The sequence below is a fragment of the Aquamicrobium sp. LC103 genome (assembly GCF_001014615.2).
Taxonomy (GTDB): domain Bacteria; phylum Pseudomonadota; class Alphaproteobacteria; order Rhizobiales; family Rhizobiaceae; genus LBCQ02.
On sequence record NZ_LBCQ02000011.1, the window covers coordinates 128,600 to 148,771 of the forward strand.

The following is a 20,172-nucleotide window of genomic DNA, read 5'->3' on the forward strand; positions in this document are numbered from 1 at the left end:
ATTCAACGTAGCCCACTGGCAGCGTATGAAAACCTTTTTGCGGCAAGGAAGGCGATGGCGACAATAAAAAAGCCGGGCGAAACCCGGCTTTTTCGTGATCGTCAGATTACAAATTCGTTATTGATTCGCCGGCGCCTGCTGCTGGGCGGGAGCTTCCTGCTGCTGGGCGGGGGCCTCCTCATCGGCAGGCGCTTCCTCGCCGGCTGGCGTGCCCGCGTCGGTCTCGGGCGAAACGTCGGTGCCGGCTTCGGGCTGGTCGCCGGGCGTCTCGTCCGTGGCCGGAGCCTGACCTTCCGCCGGCGCCTGCTGTTCGCCCGAAGGCGCTGCTTCCTCGCCGGCAGGTGCCTCTTCGGCCGGAACTGCTTCCTCTCCCTCGGCAGGAGCTGCCTCCTCGCCCTCGGCCGGCGCGGCCTCTTCGCCGGCTGCCGCCGGCTCCGGCAGCGGAGCCGGATTGGCGGAGAGCGTGCGCAGATAGGCGATCAGATTGGCCTCTTCCTGCGGGTTCTTGATGCCCGCGAACGACATCGCCGTACCGCTGATGTAGGAGCGCGGAGCGCGCAGGAACTGGCTGATGTGCTCGTAGTCCCAATGCACCGAGCCGCCCTCGGAGAAGTCGCGCATGGCGCCCGAATAGCTGAAGCCTTCATGCGAGGCGATCGGGCGGTTGATGATGTCGTAGAGGTTCGGGCCGACCTTGTTGGCACCGCCGTCCTCGGCGGTGTGGCAGGCCACGCATTTGCGGAAGGCCTGCTCGCCGGCGGCCGGATCGGCGGCCGCGAGAAGCTCGACGACCGGCGTCTGTTCCTCCTGGGCGCCGCCGCCGGCCGCGACCGGTCCCTCGGGGGCCTCGATGATATAGCCCGGCTTTTCCGGTGCGTGCGCCGCAAAGATCGCGTCCGAGACAAGGCTGATCGAGAAGGCAACGAAAACCACGGCCAGAAAGCCGCCGATCAGCTTGTTGAGTTCATTAGAGTCCATCTACCCAAAGGCTCCCTAGTCCGACCGTGAGGCTGACCCCCGTGCGCGCAACGCGCAAACGATACCCCATCCGGTCGTTGCCGGTGAAATCGCGCGGAAACTAGGTCTTTTGCTTCCCTGTTGCAACACATATAAGAACCATTCCAAGTGAGACCTTTTGCCACTTTCGCCACCGACCGGACCCTTCCGCGCAGCATGACAGTTCTTTTGTTGATCCCCGCCAGAATGGCTTCCACCCGCCTGCCGGGCAAGCCGCTCGCCGACATCGCCGGCAAGCCGATGATCGTCCATGTCGCCGCTCGGGCGGCCGAAAGCGGGCTCGGCCGCGTCGTCGTCGCAACCGACACGCCGGCGATCGCCGAGGCCGTCGAGGCGCACGGTTTCGAGGCGGTGATGACGGCGGCAAGCCACGCCTCTGGCTCGGATCGTATCTTCGAGGCGCTCGGCAAAATCGATCCCGTGAGCGAGGCCGACATCGTCGTCAACCTTCAGGGCGACCTTCCGACCATCGATCCGGCGGTCATCGCGGCCGCGGTCGAGCCGCTGGCGGACGCGACCGTCGACATCGCCACCCTCGGCGTGGAGATCACCGAAGAGGCGGAAAAAGCCAACCCGAACGTCGTCAAGATCGTCGGTTCGCCGCTCGGTGAAAACAGGCTGAGGGCGCTCTACTTCACCCGCGCCACCGCCCCCTGGGGCGAAGGGCCGCTCTATCACCATGTCGGCATCTATGCCTATCGCCGCGCCGCGCTCGAGCGCTTCGTCGCGCTGCCGCCTTCCGCGCTGGAGCGGCGCGAGAGCCTGGAGCAGCTTCGCGCGCTGGAAGCCGGCATGCGCATCGACGCCCGCATCGTCGATTCGCCGCCGCTCGGCGTCGATACCCCGGCCGACCTGGAGCGTGCCCGCGAGATAATGAAGCAGAGAAGTTAGAGCATGACGAACAAGACCAACAAGATCGCGTTCCAGGGCGAGCCCGGCGCCAATTCCGACACCGCCTGCCGCGACATGTATCCGGCGATGGAACCGCTGCCGTGTCCGACCTTCGAGGATGCTTTCAACGCGGTCGAGACGGGCAAGGCCGACCTCGCGATGATCCCGATCGAGAACACGATCGCCGGCCGGGTGGCGGACATCCATCATCTGCTGCCCGAATCCAAGCTGCACATCGTCAACGAATATTTCCTGCCGATCCATTTCCAGCTCATGGTGCTTCCGGGCGTGAAGATCGAGGAGATCAAGTCCGTCCACAGCCATATCCATGCGCTCGGCCAGTGCCGCAAGGTGATCCGCCGCCATCGCTGGAAGCCGGTGGTGGCGGGCGACACGGCCGGTGCGGCCCGGGTGGTGGCGGAGGAGGGCGACCGCTCCTGGGCGGCGCTCGCGCCGCGTCTCGCCTCCGACCTCTATGGTCTCGAGATCGTCGCCGAGAATGTCGAGGACACCGACAACAACGTCACCCGCTTCGTCGTGCTGTCGAAGGAGAAGTCATGGGCGCCGCGCAAGGATCCGGCGGAGCTGATGATGACCACCTTCGTCTTTCGCGTGCACAATATTCCAGCCGCGCTCTACAAGGCGATGGGCGGCTTCGCCACCAACGGCGTCAACATGACCAAGCTGGAGAGCTACCAGCTCGGCGGGAAGTTCTTCTCCTCGCAGTTCTATGCCGACATCGAGGGTCACCCGGACGATGCGAATGTCGCGCAGGCGCTGAAGGAGCTGAACTTCTTCTCCCGCGAGGTGCGCATTTTGGGCGTCTACCACGCGCATCCCTTCCGGGCCACCCAAACCAACGACGATTGAAGCTGGGGAGTCGGCTCAGCCGGCGGCCCATTCCTCGACGAACTTGATCATGCCGGGAGCGTGCTCTGGGTCGTCGGCATAGGCGGCGAGCTCTGAGAGGCGCAGGACGCCGCTCAGGACCTCGACGCGCCGGCGGTCGAGCGCGCGGCCGGTGAGCCGCTCGTATTCGTCGATGATTCGCGCGGTCAGGTCGCGATCGATGAAGTTCGTGTAGATGAATTCCTGATGGAGCAGGCCGAAGCCCGAATCGGCGAAGTCGTAGATGCCGTTGAGCCGGCCGGCTTCGTGATCGAAGGCCATGTTCCAGCCGTGCCCGTCGAAGAAGCCGTAGGTCGTGCCGTGGGGGTCCGGCGGCATGTCCTTCCATTCCGCGATCGTCCGGTCGGCGAAGGAGCGCAGCTCCTCCGGCAGGGCGGGCCAGACGCGTCGCAAAATGTCCTCCGGTCGCAGCCAGGGCTCGATCGGCTCGGCGCCGGCTGCCGCCATCGAGGCGGCCTCGAGAGCGTGAAGCTCGGCGTAGAAGAGCGCGATGTCGGCCGCGAGGCGCTGCCGCGCGGCTTCCGGCAGGACAGCGTATTGCGTGGTGACGAGGTGGTCGCCCTTGAGCTTTTCGTGGCGGGAGAACATGGGCGGGCCGGCAATGACCGTCAGGTCGGGCACCGGCATCGTCACCGCCGGCCTGACCAGCGAAAGCACCCGCGCTTCCTTCTCCAGCGCCCTTTCCGCCTCCTCGTGGCGGGGGAACTTGAAGACGAAACGATCGTCCACGTCGACCGCTTCGCTGTGCCAGCCGGGCGGAAGCAGGGAGAAACGGGAGGTCTCGTGCTCGGGAAAGACGTTGACGATCGCGGCGCGCAGATCGTCGAGGGTAGTATCGGAAGTCATGCAAGGGTCCTAACCGGATCGCCCGGCTCGATCAACCCGCCGTCGCCCATGCCCTGATCAGGTGATGGGCGATCGCCCCCGAGGGTGGCACGACGATCCCTTCCGCGTTCTCGCCGCGCAGCATCGCCTGGACCTCGGCACGGGAGAACCAGCGGCAATCTTCCAGCTCGCTCGAATCGGCGCGGATGTCGTCGTCGAGCGCCTCGCCGAAGCAGCCGATCATCAGCGAATAGGGAAACGGCCAGGGCTGGCTCGCGTGATAGGCGACGCGGCCGAGGCGGATGCCCGCTTCCTCGAAGGTCTCGCGCCGCACCGCGTTCTCGATCGTCTCGCCCGGCTCGATGAAGCCGGCGAGCGCGGAATACATGCCCGGCGCGAAATGCGGGCTGCGGCCGAGCAGGCATTTCTCCGGCCTCACCGCGAGCATGATCGCCACCGGGTCGGTGCGAGGAAAATGCTCGGCAGCGCAGGAGGAGCAGACGCGCTTGTAGCCGCCGATCCGCATCTCCGTCCGCGCCCCGCAGCGGCCGCAGAAACGGTGATTGTGATGCCAGGCGAGAAGTGCCGCCCCCTGCGCGAGCTCCCCCAGGCTCTCCTCGCCGATGAGGCCCTGGGTGTAGATCGAGCGGTAGTCGATCGCCTTGATGCCGTCGGGCAGTTCCTCCGGCTCGACCGAGCCGGGCGCCATCACGACGGGACCGGCGGAGGACATGCCGAGCAGGATCGCATGGTCGAGCTTGGCCCCCATCGCGCGCGCTTCCGCGAGGGTGAAATAAGGATCGAAGGCCTCGCCGGGAAGCTTCAGGTAGAGGCGGCCGGCGCGGCTCTGCATGATGCGCAGGGGCGGATCCTGGAACGCCTTTTCCAGGACGTCGTCGGAGCGGTTTTCCGATTGCCGGTCGATCCGGTTGCCGGCGAAGCCGACGAACTGGCTAGGCTCGCGCTCGGGCGCGGAGAACAGGGAGAATGTCATGATGCTTCCGGAAGGTGGGGAGACCGATGGTGACTAGAGGGCCGACCGTATCTTGTTGACGAACTGGTGCAACTCCTCGCGCGGATAGGGCTCGCGCATGCCGTGGCCCCAGACCGGGCCTGGCCAGGCGGGGTCGCCTTCGTTGCGGGCGATGACGTGGACATGCAGTTGCGGCACGACGTTGCCGAGCGATGCGACATTGATCTTGCGGCAGCCGGTGGCTTTTTTCAGCGATTGGGCGACGAGGTTCGATTCGAAGGTCAGCATCGTCTGGTCGAGCGGCGTCAGGTCGTGCAGCTCTGTCACGCCCGGACGCTGCGGCACCAGCAGCAACCAGGGCCAGCGCCGGTCGTTGAGCACCCGCAACTCGCACAGGCCGAGCCACATCAGCGGCTCGCTGTCGTTTTCCAGCCTGGCGTCGAGCTGAAATCCTGCCAGTCTGCCCTGCATGCGGCGTTTCCCTTATCGTTTGCATCGAAGCTAGAGGCGTGCCCGCCGCGCTGCAAGCGAAACCTTTCGGGTGGCATATCGCGGAATTCTTTTCCGGGTTCGGGCATTTCCCTTGCAATCTCGCGCGGGATTTCCGATATGGAGCGCGGGAGGTTGGTGGTGGACGAGCCACTCGCCAACCGGGTCAGGTCCGGAAGGAAGCAGCCCTAACGAGCCACGGCACGGGTCATCGTGCCAGCCTCCCACCTTTCCGCCATCCACCGGACTTCGTCGCCGCGCCATTGACGTTGTGAGCTCCCGGAGGCGAAACTTGCGCCACGAGGGCGCCGCCGCAGGAAGCTGGAGCGAGGCATGAGCGAAACCGGGAAAGACGAGACGGGCAGGGCCAACGCTTATCGCGTGCTTGCCAGGAAGTACCGTCCCCGCGACTTCACCGCGCTGATCGGCCAGGAGCCGATGGTGCGCACGCTTACCAACGCCTTTGCCACGGGCCGCATCGCCCAGGCCTGGATGCTGACCGGCGTGCGCGGAGTCGGCAAGACGACGACGGCGCGCATTCTGGCGCGCGCGCTCAACTACAAGACCGCCGAGATCGACCAGCCGACGGTCGACCTTTCCGTTCCGGGCGAGCACTGCAACGCCATCATGGAAGGCCGCCATGTCGACGTGATCGAGATGGACGCGGCTTCCCATACCGGCATCGACGACATCCGCGACATCATCGAGCAGGTGCGCTACGCTCCCGTTTCGGCGCGCTACAAGGTCTACATCATCGACGAGGTCCACATGCTCTCCAACCAGGCCTTCAACGGCCTGTTGAAGACGCTGGAGGAGCCGCCCCCGCATGTGAAGTTCATCTTCGCGACGACCGAAATCCGCAAGGTCCCGATCACCGTGCTGTCGCGCTGCCAGCGCTTCGACCTGAGGCGGATCGACGCCGCCACCATCAAGGCCGACCTGACCCGCATCGGCGGGCTGGAGGGCGTCGAGGCGGACGATGACGCGCTGGCGATGATCGCCCGTGCCGCGGAGGGCTCGATGCGCGACGCCCAGTCGATCTTCGATCAGGCGATCGCCCACTCCTCCGGCCGGGTGACGGCCGAAGCGGTGCGCGACATGCTGGGCCTTGCCGATCGCGCGCGCGTCATCGACCTGTTCGAGCATCTGATGAAGGGCGACGTCGCCGCCGCGCTGGCCGAGCTTCGCGCGCAGTACGACGTCGGCGCCGATCCGGCGACGGTGCTCACCGATCTGGCGGAATTCAATCATCTGGTCACGCGCATGCGTTTCGTACCGGCGGCCGCCGACGATCCCTCGCTGTCGCAGGACGAGCGGGCGCGGGGGCTGGAATTTTCGAAGTCGCTGTCCGTGCGCGTGCTCTCGCGCGCCTGGCAGATGCTCTTGAAGGGCATTACCGAGGTGCAGGGCTCCAACAGGCCGGTCAGCGCCGCCGAGATGGTCATCATCCGCATCGCGCATGCCGCCGACCTGCCGACGCTCGACGAGGCGCTGAAGTCGCTGGAGAACGGCGCCGCCGCGCCCGCGCCGAGGCCGTCGAACGGCGCACCGGCGATGCAATCGCCAGGCCCTGGCGCCTCGGCGGTATCCCAGGCGCGAATGCCCTCCGGCAATGGCGGCGGGCAGACCATGCGCCTTGTCGAGACGGTTCCGGCCGAAGCCGCCCCGCCCCGTTTCGATGCGCCTCCCGCAGCCGGGGAACCCGAGCCGAAGGCCCGCATCTCCTCGCTCGCCGACATCGCCGCGCTCGCCGACAGCCATCGCGACATGGCGCTGAAGGTGCTGGTCAAGCGCTGCGTGCGGCCGGTGCGCATCGAGCCCGGGCTTCTGGAGGTGAGCCTCACCGGCGAGGCGCCGAAGACGCTGCTCAACGATCTGAGCAACCGGCTGAAGGACTGGACCGGCAGGCGCTGGGTGGTTTCGCTGTCGCGCGAGGAGGGCGGCGCGACCCTTGCCGAGCTGGACGACGCGAAGCGCGAGTCCGCCCTGATGGACGCGCGCAGCGACCCGACCGTGGCGGCGATCCTGTCGCGCTTTCCCGGCGCGAAGATCATAGACATACGCATTCCCGACGCGCCGGAGGTCGAGGAGATCGAGCCGGACGCCATCCCCGATCCCGGCGTTGCGGGCGACGATGACGACGACGAAATCTGAGGCGCGCGGCGCCTTGAAGGAAGATATGCGGAGACGACGATGAAAGATCTTCTTGGAATGATGAGCAAGGCGAAGGAGATGCAGGCCAAGTTCCAGGCCCTGCAGGAGGAGATCGCCAATATCGATGCCACCGGCCAGGCCGGCGGCGGGCTCGTCCAGGTCACCCTTTCCGGCAAGTTCGAGATGCGCGCCCTGAAGGTCGATCCGTCGCTGTTCAAGGAGGACGACGTCGAAATCCTCGAGGACCTGATCCTTGCCGCCCACAACGACGCCAAGGCCAAGGTCGAGGCGGTCATGCAGGAAAAGACCAAGGAACTGACCGCCGGCCTGCCGATCCCTCCGGGAATGAAGCTGCCGTTCTGAAACAGGACGGTCGCCGATTGTGACGAAGCGCGGCGGTTTCGTCGCGCTTTGCCACGCTTTTGCCCAGAATTTCCCTTTCTTGTGTCTCCATCCGAAGCGGCGGGGGCAGTTCGGAGAGGGTCCATACCGTGGTCAGTCAGCTTAAGCTGCCCCTGGCGCTGTGCGCCGTTGCGTTTTCATCACTTCTTGCAGCTTGTTCGCAGAGCACCGGTGCGCTCGACGGCGTCGCCACGTCCTCCGTCAGCGTGCGGCCGCATGCCTACACGATGAAGGACAGGGAATGCCTGCAGCGGGCGATGTTCTTCGAATCCAACCGCTCGAGCCGGGACGGCCTCGTCGCGGTCGGCACGGTCGTCATGAACCGGCTGGATTCGGGCGATCACGGCGACACGGTCTGCAAGGTGGTCGGCCAGAAAGGTCAGTTCGCGCCCGGCGTGCTTTCGCGGCCGATGAATTCGAAGGCGCTTCCCGACGTGCAGGCCGCCGCCGACGCGGTGCTGCGCGGCGAGCGTCATCCGAAGGTCAGGAACGCCAAGTTCTTTCACCAGGCCGGACTGAAATTCCCGTACAAGAACATGCATTACGTGCTCGAAGCGGGCGGCAACGCCTTCTACGAGAAGCGCAGCCGGCGCGACCGCAAGGCGACGGCGGTGGCCGCGGCGCCGGTGGCCAAGCCTGAAACGACGTCCGTTGCCGCCGTGGCCGAGGACAAGAACCCGCCGGTGCAGGGTGCGACCGCGCTGTCCTACGATGTCGATCCGAAGGCGGCCGACGCGATCGGGGCGCTGCTTGCCGCGCAGGAACGTCCTTCGCCGGCGCAGTGATGCGTCGTTCTACGGCAGGGCGCGTTCCATCTCGATCGCCGGCAGTATGATGCCCGGCGCGAATTCGACCTCCACCTCGCCGATGCGGCGGAAACCGGCGGCGGCGTAGAAGCGCTCGCCCGAGAGCGTCGACTGGCTCTTCATCAGCCGCGCGCCCGTCGCATGCGCCTCGGCGAGGCAGCGGTCGAGAAGCAGCCGCGCGATGCCCATGCGCACGAAGCGCGGATGGGTCGCGAAATGGCGGATATGGGCGACCCCGTCGACGATCTCGCCGGTTCCGGGCTTTGCCGTGGTCCAGCCGCCGCAGCCGGCCGGCACGCCGTCCACCTCGGCGACGAAATAGGTGCCGCTCGAAAGCAGGTCGGGATTGGCGCGCGACATCTTCGGCATCGCGGCTTCCAGCGCCTGGGTCTCGTAGCCGCTCTCCCGCAGCGTGGCGTAGGAGGCCGCGATCAGTTCCGACAACGTATCCAGGTCCTCGGAGGTGGCAGTCCGGATACGTATGCGATCTGTGCTCATGACGCTATTTCCTGCCGGTGGCGTCCTTCCGGTATCATAGGCCGCGATGCTGCCGGCGCTACCCATGCCCGGCATTCGCCGCTATAAAATCGACATGTCGAAACGAATCGCCGGCCCCGAGATCGAACGCCTGATCCAGCTCCTCGCCAAGGTGCCGGGGCTGGGGCCGCGTTCCGCTCGCCGCGCCGCGCTGCATCTTATCAAGAAGAAGGAGCAGCTGCTCGTGCCGCTCGCAGGCGCCATGGGCGAGGCCGTCGACAAGGTGCGCGTCTGCTCCACCTGCGGTAACGTCGACACGTCCGATCCCTGCATCGTCTGCACCGATCCGCGCCGCGACGACTCGACGATCATCGTGGTCGAGGACGTCGCCGATCTGTGGGCGCTGGAGCGCGCCTCGGCGATGAACGCCCGCTATCACGTGCTCGGCGGCACGCTCTCCCCGCTCGACGGCATCCGGCCGGAGGACCTGAACATCCGCGCGCTGATCGCGCGCGTGGCCGAAGGCGGGGTGTCGGAGGTGATCCTTGCCGTCAACGCGACGGTCGAGGGCCAGACCACCGCCCACTACATCACCGATCAGCTCTCCAGCATGGACGTCAGGGTGACGCGGCTTGCCCACGGCGTACCGGTCGGCGGGGAACTCGATTATCTCGACGAAGGAACGCTCGCCGCCGCGCTGAAGTCGCGCACGGCGTTTTGATGCGGTTTTAAAGGAGCGCGGTGTGAGAAATTTAGCTCTACGTTGCCCCCCTCTGACGAAAACTCTCGCGCTCGTCGGCTTCTTCCTCGCTTTGATTTCGTACGCCTTCCCCGCCGCCACTCAGTCCAACGTCAACGCCCAGTTCCAGAACTGGCTGCAGAGCGACCTCTGGCCGGAGGCGCGGGCGCGCGGCATTTCGGCGGAGACCTTCAATGCGGCGTTCCGGGGTGTGACGCCGAACCTGAAGTTGCCCGACCTGGTGATGCCCGGCCAGAAGCCGCAGACGCCGAGGGCACAGCATCAGGCGGAGTTCGGCTCGCCCGGCAATTATTTCGCCGAACGCACGGTCGCCGGCGTCACGTCCGGCGGGCGCAGCCGCGCCGGTCGTCACGCGCAATCGCTTGCCGCGATCGAGCGGCAATACGGCGTGCCGCCGGGCATCGTGCTCGCCATCTGGGGCCGCGAATCGGGCTTCGGTTCCGCCAACATCCCGCACAACGCCTTCGAGGTGCTGGGCACCAAGGCATTCATGGCGACCCGCAGGGACATGTTTCGCAAGGAGGTGCTTGCGGCCCTCGAAATGGTTCAGCGCGGCCATGTCTCGCCCGGCGCGATGAAATCTTCCTGGGCGGGCGCGCTCGGTCAGCCGCAATTCCTGCCGACCTCCTATCTCGAACATGCGGTCGACGCGGATGGCGACGGACGGCCCGACATCTGGAACTCGCAGGTCGACACGCTCGCCTCGATCGCCAATTATCTGGCGCATTATGGCTGGGTGAGGGGCCGCGACTGGGGCTTCGAGGTCAAGGTTCCCGAGAGCGTCTCCTGCGCGCTCGAAGGGCCGGACCGCGGCAAGCGCATATCCGAATGGGCGTTGCTCGGCGTGACCAGGGTGAACGGCCGCCCCTTTCCCGACCATGAGTTGCGCGCCGAGGGCTATCTCCTGATGCCCGCCGGGCGCTCCGGACCGGCCTTCATCGTGACGCCGAACTTTTACGTCCTGAAGGAATACAACGAGAGCGACCTCTACGCGCTCTTCGTCGGTCACGCCGGCGACCGCATCGCCTATGGCGATCGCGGCTTTTCAGCCGGCTGGGGCAGGGTGGACAAGCTCTACCGCTCCGACATCGCCGCAATGCAGCGCGGGCTTGAAAAGCTCGGCTACGATGTCGGCGGCGCGGATGGCCTGCCCGGCTTCCGCACGCGCCGCTCGATCGGCGAGTGGCAGGCGAGGAACGGCCGCAATCCCACCTGCTTCCCCGACGCCGGACTGGTACGCGCGCTGCGCTGAGCCGTTTTGAAACCTTGGAAATCGTCGCTGCAATCCGCGGCTTCACTATGCCACTTGCCAAATCACAGGTAGTGGTGGATCGTTTGCTCGCAATGCGCGTTCTCGGGGATGGAGGGCGCGCCGGCTGGAGGACATTCCATGAAATTCTTCGATTTCTTCAAGGGGCGCGGCGGCATTTTCGCGTCCTTCGCGGTGCTGCTTCTCGCCGCCTGCACCGTCGTCGAGACCGGACCGGGTCCCGGCCCTCGTCCGCCGTTTCCGGGCGGGCCTGGCGGGCCGGGCATGTGCACGCGGGAATACGCGCCGGTCTGCGGCATTCGCGGCGGCGACCGCCAGACCTTCCCCAATGCCTGCGTGGCGCGCTCGGAGGGTTATCGCGTGGTCAGCGACGGCCAGTGCCGCAGCGGCGGCGGTGGGCCGCGCCCGCCGGTCGCCTGCACGCAGCAATATGATCCGGTCTGCGGCGAACGGCGCGGCCAGCGCCAGACCTTCGGCAATTCCTGCATCGCCAGCGCGGAAGGCTTCCGCGTCGTTTCCAGGGGCGAATGCCGCGGCGCCGGCGGCATAGGCGGTGGAGGCGGGCGTCCGCCGGCAATGGCCTGCACGCGCGAATACGCGCCGGTCTGCGCACGTCGGGGAGGCCATGTCCGCACCTTCGGCAATGCCTGCGAGGCGGAGTCCGCCCGCTATCAGATCGTCGGCCGAGGCGAGTGCCGCTAGGCGCAAGCCGTCGACAATTTGACGAAACTGCCGCCCTTCTTCGCGTTTTCATGCGGAGAAGGGCTTTTTTGCCTTGAACAGAGTCGAATGACGCACCATTAAGCGCCTCGACGGATTATGAGTTGAAGGCAGAAATGGCAGTTTACAAGGAAAAGGGTTTTGCGGAGCGCCGCCAGTCGGCAAACGACGCCAAGAAGGCGCTCCTGACGAAGTTCAAGCAGGCAGCCGACGATCCGGTGCTGCTCGCCAAGCAGGCGGAACGCAAGGCGATCGCCGAGGCGCGCGAGCAGCGCAACGCGGAACGCGAGAGATTGAGGCGCGAGAAGGCCGAGCAGGAGGCGCGTGAGCGCGCCGAACGCGAGGCGGCGGCGGAAGCTGAAGCCAAGGCGGCGGCCGAAGCCAAGGAGAACTCCGAGCGCGACCGCATCTCGCGCCTTCTGGCCGACGAGGCCGAGCGCAAGGCGAAGCGCGATGCCCGCTACGCCGCGCGCAAGGCGCGCCAGAAATAGCGATTACTCCGCTGCGGCGGCGGCTTCCTCGGAGAGCTGCCGGTGGACGTCGGCGAGAATCTCGTAGGACCTGACGCGGGCGGCATGGTCGTAGACCTGCGCCGTCACCATCAGTTCGTCCGCCCCCGTGCGCTCGACGAAGGCCTTGAGGCCGCGCCGGACCGTTTCGCGCGAGCCGACGATCGCGCATGACAGCGCCTGGTCCAGCATCATCTTCGCCATCGGGTCGAGCTCGTCGAGGAAGCCTTTCACCGGCGGCGGCAATTGTCCGGCGCGGCCGGTGCGCAGGTTGACGAAGGCCTGTTGCAGGGAGGTGAAAAGGAACTGCGCCTCTTCGTCCGTCTCCGCGGCGATGACATTGAGCCCGAGCATCACATAAGGCTTGTCGCTCTGCTCGGACGCCTCGAAGCGCGCGCGGTAGACCTGCATGGCGCCTTCCATCTCGGCCGGCGCGAAATGCGACGCGAAGGCATAGGGCAGGCCGAGCGCGGCGGCGAGCTGGGCGCCGAACAGGCTCGAGCCGAGCATCCAGATCGGCACGTCGAGGCCGGCGCCGGGAATGGCGCGCACGCGCTGGCCCGGCTCGAGCGGCCGGAAATAGGACATCAGCTCGACGACGTCGTTGGGGAAGGAGTTGATGTCGGCGTTCATGTTGCGGCGAAGCGCGTGCGCGGTGAGCTGGTCGGTGCCGGGCGCGCGGCCGAGGCCGAGATCGATGCGGCCGGGATAGAGCGAGGCGAGCGTGCCGAAGGCTTCGGCGACCATCAGCGGCGAATGGTTGGGCAGCATGATGCCGCCGGCGCCGACGCGGATCGTCGAGGTGCCGCCCGCCACATGGCCGATCACGACCGCCGTGGCGGCGCTCGCAATGCCCGGCATGTTGTGGTGCTCCGCCAGCCAGTAGCGGCTAAAGCCCAGCTTCTCGGCATGTCGGGCAAGGTCCAGCGTGTTCTTCAGCGATTGAGCGGCGTCGCTGCCTTGGGGGACGGGGGAAAGATCGAGTACGGAAAGGGGAATCATGGGCGAGGCATCCGGCTTGTGTCGCCTATCGATATAGGTCGCCGCAGGCATCGCCGCAAACCCGATGCGCCCAGCCCCCCAACCTTTCGATCCTTTCCTATCTCGACTTGTTCGCCGTTGCCTTGCGCACTTCCGGCGCGACCTTGGTTCCGAGCAGTTCGATCGCCTTCATCAGCTTGGCATGGTCCATCACGCCGATCGCCATCTGGATGAGGAAGCGGCTGAAGCCGAAAACCTCGTGATTGGCGAGGATCTTGTCGGTGACCTCCGCCGGGCTGCCGACGAAAAGCGCTCCGCGCGGACCGCGCGACTGATCGAAATGGTCGCGATTGGTCGGCCCCCAGCCGCGCTCGCGGCCGATTCGGTTCATGACTTCCGCTTGCGGAGCATAGAAGGTGTCGGCCGCTTCCACCGTGGTCTCGCCGACGAATCCGTGAACGTTGATGGAGGTCGCGAGCTTCGCCGCGTCGTGCCCGCTCTGCGCGGCGGCGCGGCGGTAGAGGTCGAAGAGCGGCGCGAAGCGCGCCGGCTCGCCGCCGATGATGGCGAGCGCCAGCGGCAAGCCGAGAACGCCGGCGCGGGCGACCGACTGCGGCGTGCCGCCGACGGCGATCCAGATCGGCAGCTTCTCCTGATAGGGCCGCGGATAGACGCCGCGTTCGTTGATCGGTTGCGTGTGCTGTCCGCCCGGCCAGGTGACGCGCTCGCCCTCGTTGAGCTTCATCAGCAGCTCGAGCTTTTCGGCGAACAGCGTGTCGTAGTCGCCGAGGTCGTAGCCGAAGAGCGGGAAGGATTCGATGAAGGAGCCGCGCCCCGCCATGATCTCGGCGCGTCCCTCGGAGAGGTTGTCGAGGGTGGAAAACTGCTGGAAGACGCGGATCGGGTCATCCGAGCTCAACACCGAGACCGCGCTCGACAGCCGGATGCGCTTGGTGCGCGTCGCCGCCGCCGCGAGCGCCACGGCGGGCGAGGAGACCGCATAGTCGGACCTGTGATGCTCGCCGAGCCCGAAGACGTCGAGGCCCACCTGGTCGGCGAGCTCGATTTCCTCGACGAGATTGCGCAGGCGCTCGGAAGGCCCGATCTTCTTGCCGGTTACGGGATCCGTGCCGACATCGGCGAACGTATAGAGACCGATTTCCATGAACGTGTTCCTTGTTGTCGGTCACAGAACTATGTGTTCGCGCGCCGCCATGCCAGTGGCGCGCCGGTGAACAGGGTGTTCTCCATTTGCGGTCGAAAAGCGGACGACGGTCCGGAACAGACGCACGGCTACGCGGCCGCGAGCCGCCGCCGCGGCTTGGTCAGAAGCTGCGTCCGTCGACGGGGATGCGCTTGATCTCGGTAAGCTCCACGCCCTCGATGCAGCGTATGTTGACCGATGCCATGGCGTTGCCCTTCGAATCGGTTCCAAAGCCGAAGGGCGCGCAGCCGCAATTGCCGCAGAAATGGTGATCTATGACGTGCCTGTTGAAATGATAGGTCGAGAGCTTTTCCTCGGGCGTTTTCAGCGCAAGTGCCGCGCGCGGGACGAACCACAAGAGATAGCCCTTGCGGCTGCAATGCGAACAATTGCACTCGAGCGCCTCGGCCGGCATTTCTCCATCGACTTCGAATTTGATCTCGCCGCAATGGCAGCTTCCAGTGAGCATTTTCATCTCCCAACGCCGGCTCTTGTGAACTGAATGCCGGACGCAGAAAAGCTACTTCGCGCGGCGATGGCTGTCGATAGCGGCGAGGGGGTCGATCCGGCGGGAAATCTCGGTTCTTCTTCCATGATTTACCTCATCCTCCGCTGATGGCGGTGATGACGAAGACTTCCGCGCCCGGCGAAAGCGGCGTGTCGAGACGAGCGCGGCGGCCTTCCACGAAGACGTTCATGTGGCGTCGGATGGCGGGCGTGGAATCGCAGATGCGGTCGCGCATTCCCGGCCAGCGGCGGTCGAGCGCGTCGACCATCTCCTTCACGCTCGCCGCCTCGATCTCCACGCGCCGCGCCGAACCGGGAAAGAGATCGACGAGCAGCGGCGAGAGCTTGACGAGGATCCTCCGCGCGGCGGTTCCTTCGCCGTCATGCGCCATGTTCTTCTCCGTTCAGTCGCGAACTACCATAGTCTCGATGGAGGAGATCGACGGCAGGTGCTCCGCTATGCAGGTCCAGCTATCGCCCTCGTCCGAACTGGCGAAAAGCGCGCCGCCGCTGGTGCCGAAATAGACGCCCGCCGGTTCCAGCACGTCGGTGGCCATCGCCTGGCGCAGCACGCCGAAGAAGGCGTTTTCCTGCGGCAGGCCCTCGCGCAGGTCCTGCCAGGTCTCGCCACGGTCGCGTGTGCGCCAGACGGCGGCCTTCGCCTCCGGCACGAAACGGCCGGCGATGTCGCCGTTGAGCGGCAGCAGATAGAGCGTGGAGGAATCGCGCGGATGCACGGCGGCGGGAAAGCCGAAGGTGGAGGGCAGGCCCGCCTCGATGCTTTTCCAGGACCTGCCGCCATCCTCGCTGCGGTACATGCCGCAGTGGTTCTGCTGGTAGAGAAGGTCGCTTTCTCCCTTCGGCCTCACCAGACAGTGCACGCACTGGCCGAATTCCGGATAGTTCTGGCCTTCCGGCAGGAAGTCGGCGCGCGTGCCGCGGTTGCGCGGCTCCCAGGTCTGGCCGCCGTCGCCCGAGTAAAACACGCCGGCTGACGATATGCCGATCCAGATGCGGTCTTCGTCGTCGAGATCGGGAATAAGAGAGTGGAGAATGAGGCCGGCGCCGCCCGGCTGCCAGTCCGGCCTGGTCGGATGCCTCTGCAGCCCCTCGACATGGTTCCAGTTCTCGCCGCGATCGTCGCTGTAGAACAGGCCGGCAGGCTGGACCCCGGCATAGAGGCGGCCGTTGCGCGGCGCGAGGCTCCATACCGCCTTGATCGGCTCCTCTCCGGCTTCGTAGGCAAGTCCGGCGCTCGAATGCGTCCATGTCTCGCCGAAGTCTCGTGATTTCCACACCGCCGGCCCGAACCATTCGTTGCCGCCGGCGCCGTAGATCGCGCCCGTTGCCGGATCGCCGACGACGTGGTTCATCGGCCAGGTTTCGCAGAAGGGGCCGCGAATGCGCCAGGACTTGCGGCCGGGATCGCTTTCGACGATGAAGGCACCCTTTTTCGTACCGACGAGAATCAGGATTTTCTCCGCCATTTTCTCCTCCATTCACAGCGGACCGGCCCTTGCTCGGGAGGAAATCGGCAAAAAAGCCGGCGCAGGGCTGGACAAATCAGTTGATATCAACATTATTATCGCATGTCAAAAGTAGACGTGATTCGTCCTGGGCCGCCCTTCGAGACCACGCTGATGGTCCGCGACAATTGCCTTTGCCTCCATCTGCAGCGCGCCGCGCGCGCGATCGCGCGGCGTTTTGACGAGGCGTTGCGCCCGGTCGGCCTGACCAATGGGCAGTTCTCGCTTTTGATGTCGCTGAACAGGCCGGAACCGCCTCTGATGAAGGATGTCGCCTCGCTGCTCGCGATGGATCGGACCACGCTGACGGCCAGCCTGAAGCCGCTGGAAAGGCGCGGGCTGCTGGTGGTGAGCATCGACGCCAACGACAAGCGCGGCCGCCGGCTGGCGCTCACCGAAGAAGGCCTGGCGCTCCTCGTCGAGGCCGTGCCGCTCTGGAACAAGGGACAGGCGGAAAACATCAGGATGGTCTCGAAGCCCGAGATCGAGAAGCTTCTCGCCGATCTCGTCGCGCTTTCGTGAGCCTGGCTACTTGCCCAGCACCAGCGCCCAGTAGCGCCTGTCGCTGTCAGGGCTTTCCTTGACATAGGCAAGGCCGAAGCGGGTGAAGCGTTCGTCGAGCATGTTGCGCCGATGGCCCTGCGAGTTCATCCACATCTGGAAGACCCGGTCGAGTTCCATGCGTCCGTGAGCGAGGTTCTCGGCGGCGGGCGCGGCGACTCCGCCCTGCGCCATCCGCGTGGCGAAATCCTTCCGCCAGCCGGTGTCGTGAGCCATGCGGCCGGATTGCGCCATATAGCCGGCCTGCCGCAGCGCGGCGCGTTCGAGCGTCGCATCAGGCGACATCGTCGGCAGCCCGTTCTGCGAGCGTATGTCCGCGAGATAGGAGACCCCCGCCCGGGAAGCACCCGCTCCGTCGCCCGGGCGGCCCGCCGTCTGGCAGGCGGCGAGAAGCGCGAGGAAAACGAGCGCGGCGACATGGATTGCGCGGCGCGAAAGCACCGCGAAAGCATTGGACTGTTGCATGAGGTCCCTCAAGCTTGTCGATCGACACCGGGATAGGGACGAACATGGCAATTACCGGGCAGACCGATAAAAATGCCGGAAAATCTATTCCCCGTCCTCGACGACGCGCAGGCGCAATTGCCCGGTTCGGGAATCCGCGACGCGGGGCGCGGGTTCCTTCGTGGGCTTCGAACCTTCGGGTTCTTCGGCGGGCGCGACGCCGAATTCCAGCGCCTCGATCTTGGCGCCGCGCTTGGTGACCTTCTCGGTGGAGGTGATGATCTGGTCGATGTCTCGACTGGCCTGCATGAAATGCGTCTGCAGCTTGCGCACGCGCTCGTCGAGGCGGCCGACATCCTCCATCAGCCGGATCACTTCGCCCTGGATCAGATGCGCCTGCTCGCGCATGCGCGCATCCTTCAGCACTGCCTGGATGACCTGGATCGACAGCATCAACAGCGAGGGCGAAACGATCACGATGCGCGCGCGATGCGCCTTCTGCACCAGCGCTTCGAAATTCTCGTGGATCTCGGCGAAAATCGATTCCGACGGCACGAACATGAAGGCCGTGTCCTGGGTTTCCCCGTTGATCAGGTATTTCTCGGAGATCGCCTTGATGTGGACCTCGACGTCGCGGCGAAACGTCTGCGCGGCATATTTCTGCGCATCGGGATTGTCGTTTTCGGCCGCCGCTCGGATCGCATTCCAGGATTCAAGGGGAAACTTCGCGTCGATGACCAGGTCGGGCGCGCCGTTGGGCATGCGCACAAGGCAGTCGGGCCGGTTGTTGTTGGAGAGCGTCGCCTGGAACTCGTACGCGCCATGCGGCAGCCCGTCGGCGACGATCGCCTCCATGCGGCTCTGGCCGAACGCGCCGCGTGTCTGCTTGTTGGAAAGGATCTGCTGGAGCTGCACGACCTGGCCGGCGAGCGACTGGATGTTGGACTGCGCCGTGTCGATGACGGCGAGCCGCTCCTGCAGCTTCGCCAGGTTCTCGTGGGTGGAACGCGTCTGCTCGGTGATCGAGTGTCCGAGACGCGAGGTCATGCCGTCGAGCCGTTCTCCGAGCGTTCTGGTGAGCTCCGCCTGGCGGTTGCCGAAGACCTCGGCGATCGTGCCGATGCGGCCCTGCATCTCGGATTGCGCGCGTACGATCTCGGCCATGCGGGCTTCGGCCTCGCGCGCCCGCTCGGCGGCATCCGCGGCGGCTTCCGCCCGCTGGCGCGCCGAACGCCACAAGGCGACGATCAGCATAGCGAAGAGTGCGGTAAACAGAATGCCCGCTCCGGCAAGCAGATTGCCGAGCGTGATCGTGGTGGCCCCAAGTTGCGCCATGGGCAGGGAAAGCAGTGCGGTCAAATCGCTCATCGCTGGAGGATAGATGATTCGATCCTCCAGCATAAGACCAAAAGGTGAACATTGCCGCCAAACCCGTTGACGCCCGACGGCTTAGTCATTACCTGACGGGCATGATCAGACCGCTCATCATCCTTCCCGATCCCCTCCTGCGCCTGGTTTCCAAGCCGGTGGAACGCGTCGACGACGATCTGCGCGGATTTGCCGACGACATGCTCGAGACCATGTACGATGCGCCAGGCATCGGCCTCGCCGCCATTCAGGTGGGCGAGCCGTTGCGCATGCTGGTGATCGATCTCTCGAAGGAGGACGAGCCCAACGCGCCGCACGTCTTCATCAATCCGGAGATCGTTGCCACGGGGGACGGCATCTCGGTCTATGAGGAGGGGTGCCTGTCGATCCCGGACTATTATGCCGAGGTCGAGCGGCCGGATACGGTGACGGTGAAGTATCTCGACCGCGACGGCAAGGAGCGGGTGATGGAGGCCGAAGGGCTGATGGCGACCTGCCTGCAGCACGAGATCGACCACCTCAACGGCGTTCTTTTCATCGACCATATCTCCAAGCTCAAGCGTGACATGGTCGTACGCAAGTTCAAGAAGCTCGCCCGTGACAAGGCGCCGAGCCGCATGGTCGGCTGATCGTTTGCCGCCCGGCCCGGCGTTTGATATCGTTGATATCAACCGATGGAGGCGCAAATGGGCGACCTGCTGATCAGAAACATTCCGGACGCACTGAGACATGAACTCGCCGAGGAGGCCGCGAAAGACGGCAATAGTCTTTCCGCGGAGGCGATCGACATTTTGCGCCAAGGCCTTTTGGCCCGACGAAATACCGCTGAAATAGAAGGCAAATCCGCTTGGGAGCAGTTGCGGGCCATTCTTCGACCGGATGACGAAGAGGACGATACCTTCTCCAAGGTGATGGATGAAATCGAGGCGGAGAGAAAACGGGATTTCGGGCGGCCTTTGCCGGATTTCGAATGATAGTGCTCGACACGAATGTCATCTCCGAGGTGAGCAAACTTCAGCCGGACGTCAGTGTCCGCGACTGGTTCAAACGGCAGGAGCTGGCGGAGCTTTTCCTTTGCGGGCCAGTGGTAATGGAGCAGGCATTCGGAGCTGAGAAGCTTCGTCTAAGAACCGGATCGGATCGCTATGTACGCATCCTCGAAGAGTTGCTGAGCGAGAAATTTCGCAACCAGGTGCTGAACTTTGATGGTGAAACGCCACTTGTTGCTGGCAGGCTGCGGGCGGCTCGCGAGCGGGAAGGTCGACCTACAAGTGTCGGCGACGCCATGATCGCCGCGATCTGCCTTGCCCATGGCGCCGCTCGCGACGCGCAACACGCGCGACTTCGATGGGCTTGACCTGAAGCTCGTAAACCCGTTT

General features: G+C 65.4%; 24 protein-coding genes, 1 other RNA gene and 1 pseudogene. 14 read left to right on the top strand and 12 right to left on the bottom strand.

Annotated elements, in window-relative coordinates:
* Nucleotides 1-117: 117 nt before the first annotated feature.
* Nucleotides 118-978, bottom strand: coding sequence for a cytochrome c family protein (locus tag XW59_RS21090; protein ID WP_047147663.1), 861 nt, complete (start codon nt 976-978; stop codon nt 118-120).
* 195 nt (nt 979-1,173) lie between these two features.
* Between XW59_RS21090 and XW59_RS21095 the strand changes: the two genes are divergently transcribed.
* Both XW59_RS21095 and XW59_RS21100 read left to right on the top strand, forming a co-directional pair.
* Nucleotides 1,174-1,908, top strand: coding sequence for a 3-deoxy-manno-octulosonate cytidylyltransferase (locus tag XW59_RS21095; RefSeq protein ID WP_047147662.1), 735 nt, complete (start codon nt 1,174-1,176; stop codon nt 1,906-1,908).
* Nucleotides 1,909-1,911: 3 nt separating this feature from the next.
* Nucleotides 1,912-2,778, top strand: a complete 867-nt coding sequence (locus XW59_RS21100; RefSeq protein ID WP_047147661.1) for a prephenate dehydratase — start codon at nt 1,912-1,914, stop codon at nt 2,776-2,778.
* Between the two features lie 15 nt (nt 2,779-2,793).
* Here XW59_RS21100 and XW59_RS21105 read toward each other — a convergent pair whose 3' ends face one another.
* Genes XW59_RS21105 through XW59_RS21115 form a run of 3 tightly spaced genes read right to left on the bottom strand, consistent with a single transcriptional unit; the run spans nt 2,794 to nt 5,086 of the window.
* Nucleotides 2,794-3,663 carry an aminoglycoside phosphotransferase family protein gene (locus XW59_RS21105; protein ID WP_047147660.1) on the bottom strand — a complete coding sequence of 290 codons (870 nt, stop codon included), beginning with the start codon at nt 3,661-3,663 and terminating at the stop codon, nt 2,794-2,796.
* Nucleotides 3,664-3,694: 31 nt separating this feature from the next.
* Nucleotides 3,695-4,636 carry an NAD(+) diphosphatase gene (gene nudC / locus XW59_RS21110; protein ID WP_047147659.1) on the bottom strand — a complete coding sequence of 314 codons (942 nt, stop codon included), beginning with the start codon at nt 4,634-4,636 and terminating at the stop codon, nt 3,695-3,697.
* Between the two features lie 33 nt (nt 4,637-4,669).
* Nucleotides 4,670-5,086 carry an HIT family protein gene (locus tag XW59_RS21115; protein WP_047147658.1) on the bottom strand — a complete coding sequence of 139 codons (417 nt, stop codon included), beginning with the start codon at nt 5,084-5,086 and terminating at the stop codon, nt 4,670-4,672.
* Nucleotides 5,087-5,234: 148 nt separating this feature from the next.
* Between XW59_RS21115 and ffs the strand changes: the two genes are divergently transcribed.
* From ffs to XW59_RS21135, 4 genes and pseudogenes are all read left to right on the top strand, one after another.
* Nucleotides 5,235-5,332, top strand: an RNA gene (gene ffs, locus XW59_RS21120) — signal recognition particle sRNA small type.
* Between the two features lie 105 nt (nt 5,333-5,437).
* Nucleotides 5,438-7,258, top strand: a complete 1,821-nt coding sequence (locus XW59_RS21125; protein WP_047147657.1) for a DNA polymerase III subunit gamma/tau — start codon at nt 5,438-5,440, stop codon at nt 7,256-7,258.
* A 39-nt stretch (nt 7,259-7,297) separates the two neighbouring features.
* Nucleotides 7,298-7,621: a YbaB/EbfC family nucleoid-associated protein gene (locus tag XW59_RS21130; protein WP_047147656.1), complete on the top strand. Its 324-nt coding sequence runs from the start codon at nt 7,298-7,300 to the stop codon at nt 7,619-7,621.
* A 128-nt stretch (nt 7,622-7,749) separates the two neighbouring features.
* A pseudogene (locus tag XW59_RS21135) lies at nt 7,750-8,379 on the top strand (cell wall hydrolase); the annotation flags it as partial.
* Nucleotides 8,380-8,454: 75 nt separating this feature from the next.
* On the opposite strand, the gene XW59_RS21140 reads toward XW59_RS21135, so the two are convergent.
* Nucleotides 8,455-8,964, bottom strand: a complete 510-nt coding sequence (locus tag XW59_RS21140; protein ID WP_047147794.1) for a GNAT family N-acetyltransferase — start codon at nt 8,962-8,964, stop codon at nt 8,455-8,457.
* 94 nt (nt 8,965-9,058) lie between these two features.
* Here XW59_RS21140 and recR point away from each other — a divergent pair, with 94 nt between their 5' ends.
* From recR to XW59_RS21160, 4 genes are all read left to right on the top strand, one after another.
* Complete coding sequence (gene recR / locus XW59_RS21145; protein WP_047147793.1) at nt 9,059-9,664, top strand: recombination mediator RecR; 606 nt, start codon at nt 9,059-9,061, stop codon at nt 9,662-9,664.
* A gap of 91 nt (nt 9,665-9,755) precedes the next feature.
* Nucleotides 9,756-10,955: a lytic murein transglycosylase gene (locus XW59_RS21150; RefSeq protein ID WP_246666168.1), complete on the top strand. Its 1,200-nt coding sequence runs from the start codon at nt 9,756-9,758 to the stop codon at nt 10,953-10,955.
* Between the two features lie 138 nt (nt 10,956-11,093).
* On the top strand, nt 11,094-11,675 hold the full coding sequence (locus tag XW59_RS21155) for a Kazal-type serine protease inhibitor domain-containing protein (protein ID WP_047147653.1): 582 nt from the start codon (nt 11,094-11,096) through the stop codon (nt 11,673-11,675).
* A 134-nt stretch (nt 11,676-11,809) separates the two neighbouring features.
* Nucleotides 11,810-12,184 (top strand): DUF6481 family protein, encoded by a 375-nt coding sequence (locus XW59_RS21160; protein ID WP_047147652.1) that lies wholly within the window; start codon nt 11,810-11,812, stop codon nt 12,182-12,184.
* Between the two features lie 3 nt (nt 12,185-12,187).
* Here XW59_RS21160 and XW59_RS21165 read toward each other — a convergent pair whose 3' ends face one another.
* The 5 genes from XW59_RS21165 to XW59_RS21185 all read right to left on the bottom strand — a co-directional run bounded on the left by XW59_RS21165 (nt 12,188) and on the right by XW59_RS21185 (nt 16,381).
* Nucleotides 12,188-13,204 carry an LLM class flavin-dependent oxidoreductase gene (locus XW59_RS21165; RefSeq protein ID WP_047147792.1) on the bottom strand — a complete coding sequence of 339 codons (1,017 nt, stop codon included), beginning with the start codon at nt 13,202-13,204 and terminating at the stop codon, nt 12,188-12,190.
* Nucleotides 13,205-13,301: 97 nt separating this feature from the next.
* Complete coding sequence (locus tag XW59_RS21170; protein WP_047147651.1) at nt 13,302-14,348, bottom strand: LLM class flavin-dependent oxidoreductase; 1,047 nt, start codon at nt 14,346-14,348, stop codon at nt 13,302-13,304.
* A 160-nt stretch (nt 14,349-14,508) separates the two neighbouring features.
* Nucleotides 14,509-14,856, bottom strand: a complete 348-nt coding sequence (locus XW59_RS21175; RefSeq protein WP_047147791.1) for a GFA family protein — start codon at nt 14,854-14,856, stop codon at nt 14,509-14,511.
* Between the two features lie 133 nt (nt 14,857-14,989).
* Nucleotides 14,990-15,286 carry a MoaD/ThiS family protein gene (locus XW59_RS21180; protein ID WP_047147650.1) on the bottom strand — a complete coding sequence of 99 codons (297 nt, stop codon included), beginning with the start codon at nt 15,284-15,286 and terminating at the stop codon, nt 14,990-14,992.
* A gap of 12 nt (nt 15,287-15,298) precedes the next feature.
* Nucleotides 15,299-16,381 (bottom strand): exo-alpha-sialidase, encoded by a 1,083-nt coding sequence (locus tag XW59_RS21185; RefSeq protein WP_137327068.1) that lies wholly within the window; start codon nt 16,379-16,381, stop codon nt 15,299-15,301.
* 102 nt (nt 16,382-16,483) lie between these two features.
* Here XW59_RS21185 and XW59_RS21190 point away from each other — a divergent pair, with 102 nt between their 5' ends.
* Nucleotides 16,484-16,942 carry a MarR family winged helix-turn-helix transcriptional regulator gene (locus tag XW59_RS21190; protein ID WP_047147649.1) on the top strand — a complete coding sequence of 153 codons (459 nt, stop codon included), beginning with the start codon at nt 16,484-16,486 and terminating at the stop codon, nt 16,940-16,942.
* Between the two features lie 6 nt (nt 16,943-16,948).
* Here XW59_RS21190 and XW59_RS21195 read toward each other — a convergent pair whose 3' ends face one another.
* Together XW59_RS21195 and XW59_RS21200 are read right to left on the bottom strand one after the other, a co-directional pair.
* Complete coding sequence (locus tag XW59_RS21195; protein WP_047147648.1) at nt 16,949-17,446, bottom strand: CAP domain-containing protein; 498 nt, start codon at nt 17,444-17,446, stop codon at nt 16,949-16,951.
* Between the two features lie 84 nt (nt 17,447-17,530).
* Complete coding sequence (locus XW59_RS21200) at nt 17,531-18,793, bottom strand: DNA recombination protein RmuC (RefSeq protein WP_047147789.1); 1,263 nt, start codon at nt 18,791-18,793, stop codon at nt 17,531-17,533.
* Nucleotides 18,794-18,894: 101 nt separating this feature from the next.
* On the opposite strand from XW59_RS21200, the gene def reads away from it, so the two are divergent.
* The 3 genes from def to XW59_RS21215 are packed head-to-tail and all read left to right on the top strand — an operon-like array spanning nt 18,895 to nt 20,150.
* Nucleotides 18,895-19,422 carry a peptide deformylase gene (gene def / locus XW59_RS21205; protein ID WP_047147647.1) on the top strand — a complete coding sequence of 176 codons (528 nt, stop codon included), beginning with the start codon at nt 18,895-18,897 and terminating at the stop codon, nt 19,420-19,422.
* A gap of 57 nt (nt 19,423-19,479) precedes the next feature.
* Nucleotides 19,480-19,767, top strand: coding sequence for a plasmid stabilization protein (locus tag XW59_RS21210; protein WP_047147788.1), 288 nt, complete (start codon nt 19,480-19,482; stop codon nt 19,765-19,767).
* On the top strand, nt 19,764-20,150 hold the full coding sequence (locus tag XW59_RS21215; protein ID WP_246666160.1) for a PIN domain-containing protein: 387 nt from the start codon (nt 19,764-19,766) through the stop codon (nt 20,148-20,150). Before XW59_RS21210 ends, XW59_RS21215 begins: the two co-directional genes overlap by 4 nt.
* Nucleotides 20,151-20,172 lie beyond the last annotated feature (22 nt).

What these genes read in the sequence shown, in the direction of transcription:
- XW59_RS21090 (WP_047147663.1), bottom strand. Translation starts at nt 978, where the DNA reads ATGGACTCTAATGAACTCAACAAGCTGATCGGCGGCTTTCTGGCCGTG.
- XW59_RS21095 (WP_047147662.1), top strand. Translation starts at nt 1,174, where the DNA reads ATGACAGTTCTTTTGTTGATCCCCGCCAGAATGGCTTCCACCCGCCTG.
- XW59_RS21100 (WP_047147661.1), top strand. Translation starts at nt 1,912, where the DNA reads ATGACGAACAAGACCAACAAGATCGCGTTCCAGGGCGAGCCCGGCGCC.
- XW59_RS21105 (WP_047147660.1), bottom strand. Translation starts at nt 3,663, where the DNA reads ATGACTTCCGATACTACCCTCGACGATCTGCGCGCCGCGATCGTCAAC.
- nudC (WP_047147659.1), bottom strand. Translation starts at nt 4,636, where the DNA reads ATGACATTCTCCCTGTTCTCCGCGCCCGAGCGCGAGCCTAGCCAGTTC.
- XW59_RS21115 (WP_047147658.1), bottom strand. Translation starts at nt 5,086, where the DNA reads ATGCAGGGCAGACTGGCAGGATTTCAGCTCGACGCCAGGCTGGAAAAC.
- XW59_RS21125 (WP_047147657.1), top strand. Translation starts at nt 5,438, where the DNA reads ATGAGCGAAACCGGGAAAGACGAGACGGGCAGGGCCAACGCTTATCGC.
- XW59_RS21130 (WP_047147656.1), top strand. Translation starts at nt 7,298, where the DNA reads ATGAAAGATCTTCTTGGAATGATGAGCAAGGCGAAGGAGATGCAGGCC.
- XW59_RS21140 (WP_047147794.1), bottom strand. Translation starts at nt 8,964, where the DNA reads ATGAGCACAGATCGCATACGTATCCGGACTGCCACCTCCGAGGACCTG.
- recR (WP_047147793.1), top strand. Translation starts at nt 9,059, where the DNA reads ATGTCGAAACGAATCGCCGGCCCCGAGATCGAACGCCTGATCCAGCTC.
- XW59_RS21155 (WP_047147653.1), top strand. Translation starts at nt 11,094, where the DNA reads ATGAAATTCTTCGATTTCTTCAAGGGGCGCGGCGGCATTTTCGCGTCC.
- XW59_RS21160 (WP_047147652.1), top strand. Translation starts at nt 11,810, where the DNA reads ATGGCAGTTTACAAGGAAAAGGGTTTTGCGGAGCGCCGCCAGTCGGCA.
- XW59_RS21165 (WP_047147792.1), bottom strand. Translation starts at nt 13,204, where the DNA reads ATGATTCCCCTTTCCGTACTCGATCTTTCCCCCGTCCCCCAAGGCAGC.
- XW59_RS21170 (WP_047147651.1), bottom strand. Translation starts at nt 14,348, where the DNA reads ATGGAAATCGGTCTCTATACGTTCGCCGATGTCGGCACGGATCCCGTA.
- XW59_RS21175 (WP_047147791.1), bottom strand. Translation starts at nt 14,856, where the DNA reads ATGCTCACTGGAAGCTGCCATTGCGGCGAGATCAAATTCGAAGTCGAT.
- XW59_RS21180 (WP_047147650.1), bottom strand. Translation starts at nt 15,286, where the DNA reads ATGGCGCATGACGGCGAAGGAACCGCCGCGCGGAGGATCCTCGTCAAG.
- XW59_RS21185 (WP_137327068.1), bottom strand. Translation starts at nt 16,381, where the DNA reads ATGGCGGAGAAAATCCTGATTCTCGTCGGTACGAAAAAGGGTGCCTTC.
- XW59_RS21190 (WP_047147649.1), top strand. Translation starts at nt 16,484, where the DNA reads ATGTCAAAAGTAGACGTGATTCGTCCTGGGCCGCCCTTCGAGACCACG.
- XW59_RS21195 (WP_047147648.1), bottom strand. Translation starts at nt 17,446, where the DNA reads ATGCAACAGTCCAATGCTTTCGCGGTGCTTTCGCGCCGCGCAATCCAT.
- XW59_RS21200 (WP_047147789.1), bottom strand. Translation starts at nt 18,793, where the DNA reads ATGAGCGATTTGACCGCACTGCTTTCCCTGCCCATGGCGCAACTTGGG.
- def (WP_047147647.1), top strand. Translation starts at nt 18,895, where the DNA reads ATGATCAGACCGCTCATCATCCTTCCCGATCCCCTCCTGCGCCTGGTT.
- XW59_RS21210 (WP_047147788.1), top strand. Translation starts at nt 19,480, where the DNA reads ATGGGCGACCTGCTGATCAGAAACATTCCGGACGCACTGAGACATGAA.
- XW59_RS21215 (WP_246666160.1), top strand. Translation starts at nt 19,764, where the DNA reads ATGATAGTGCTCGACACGAATGTCATCTCCGAGGTGAGCAAACTTCAG.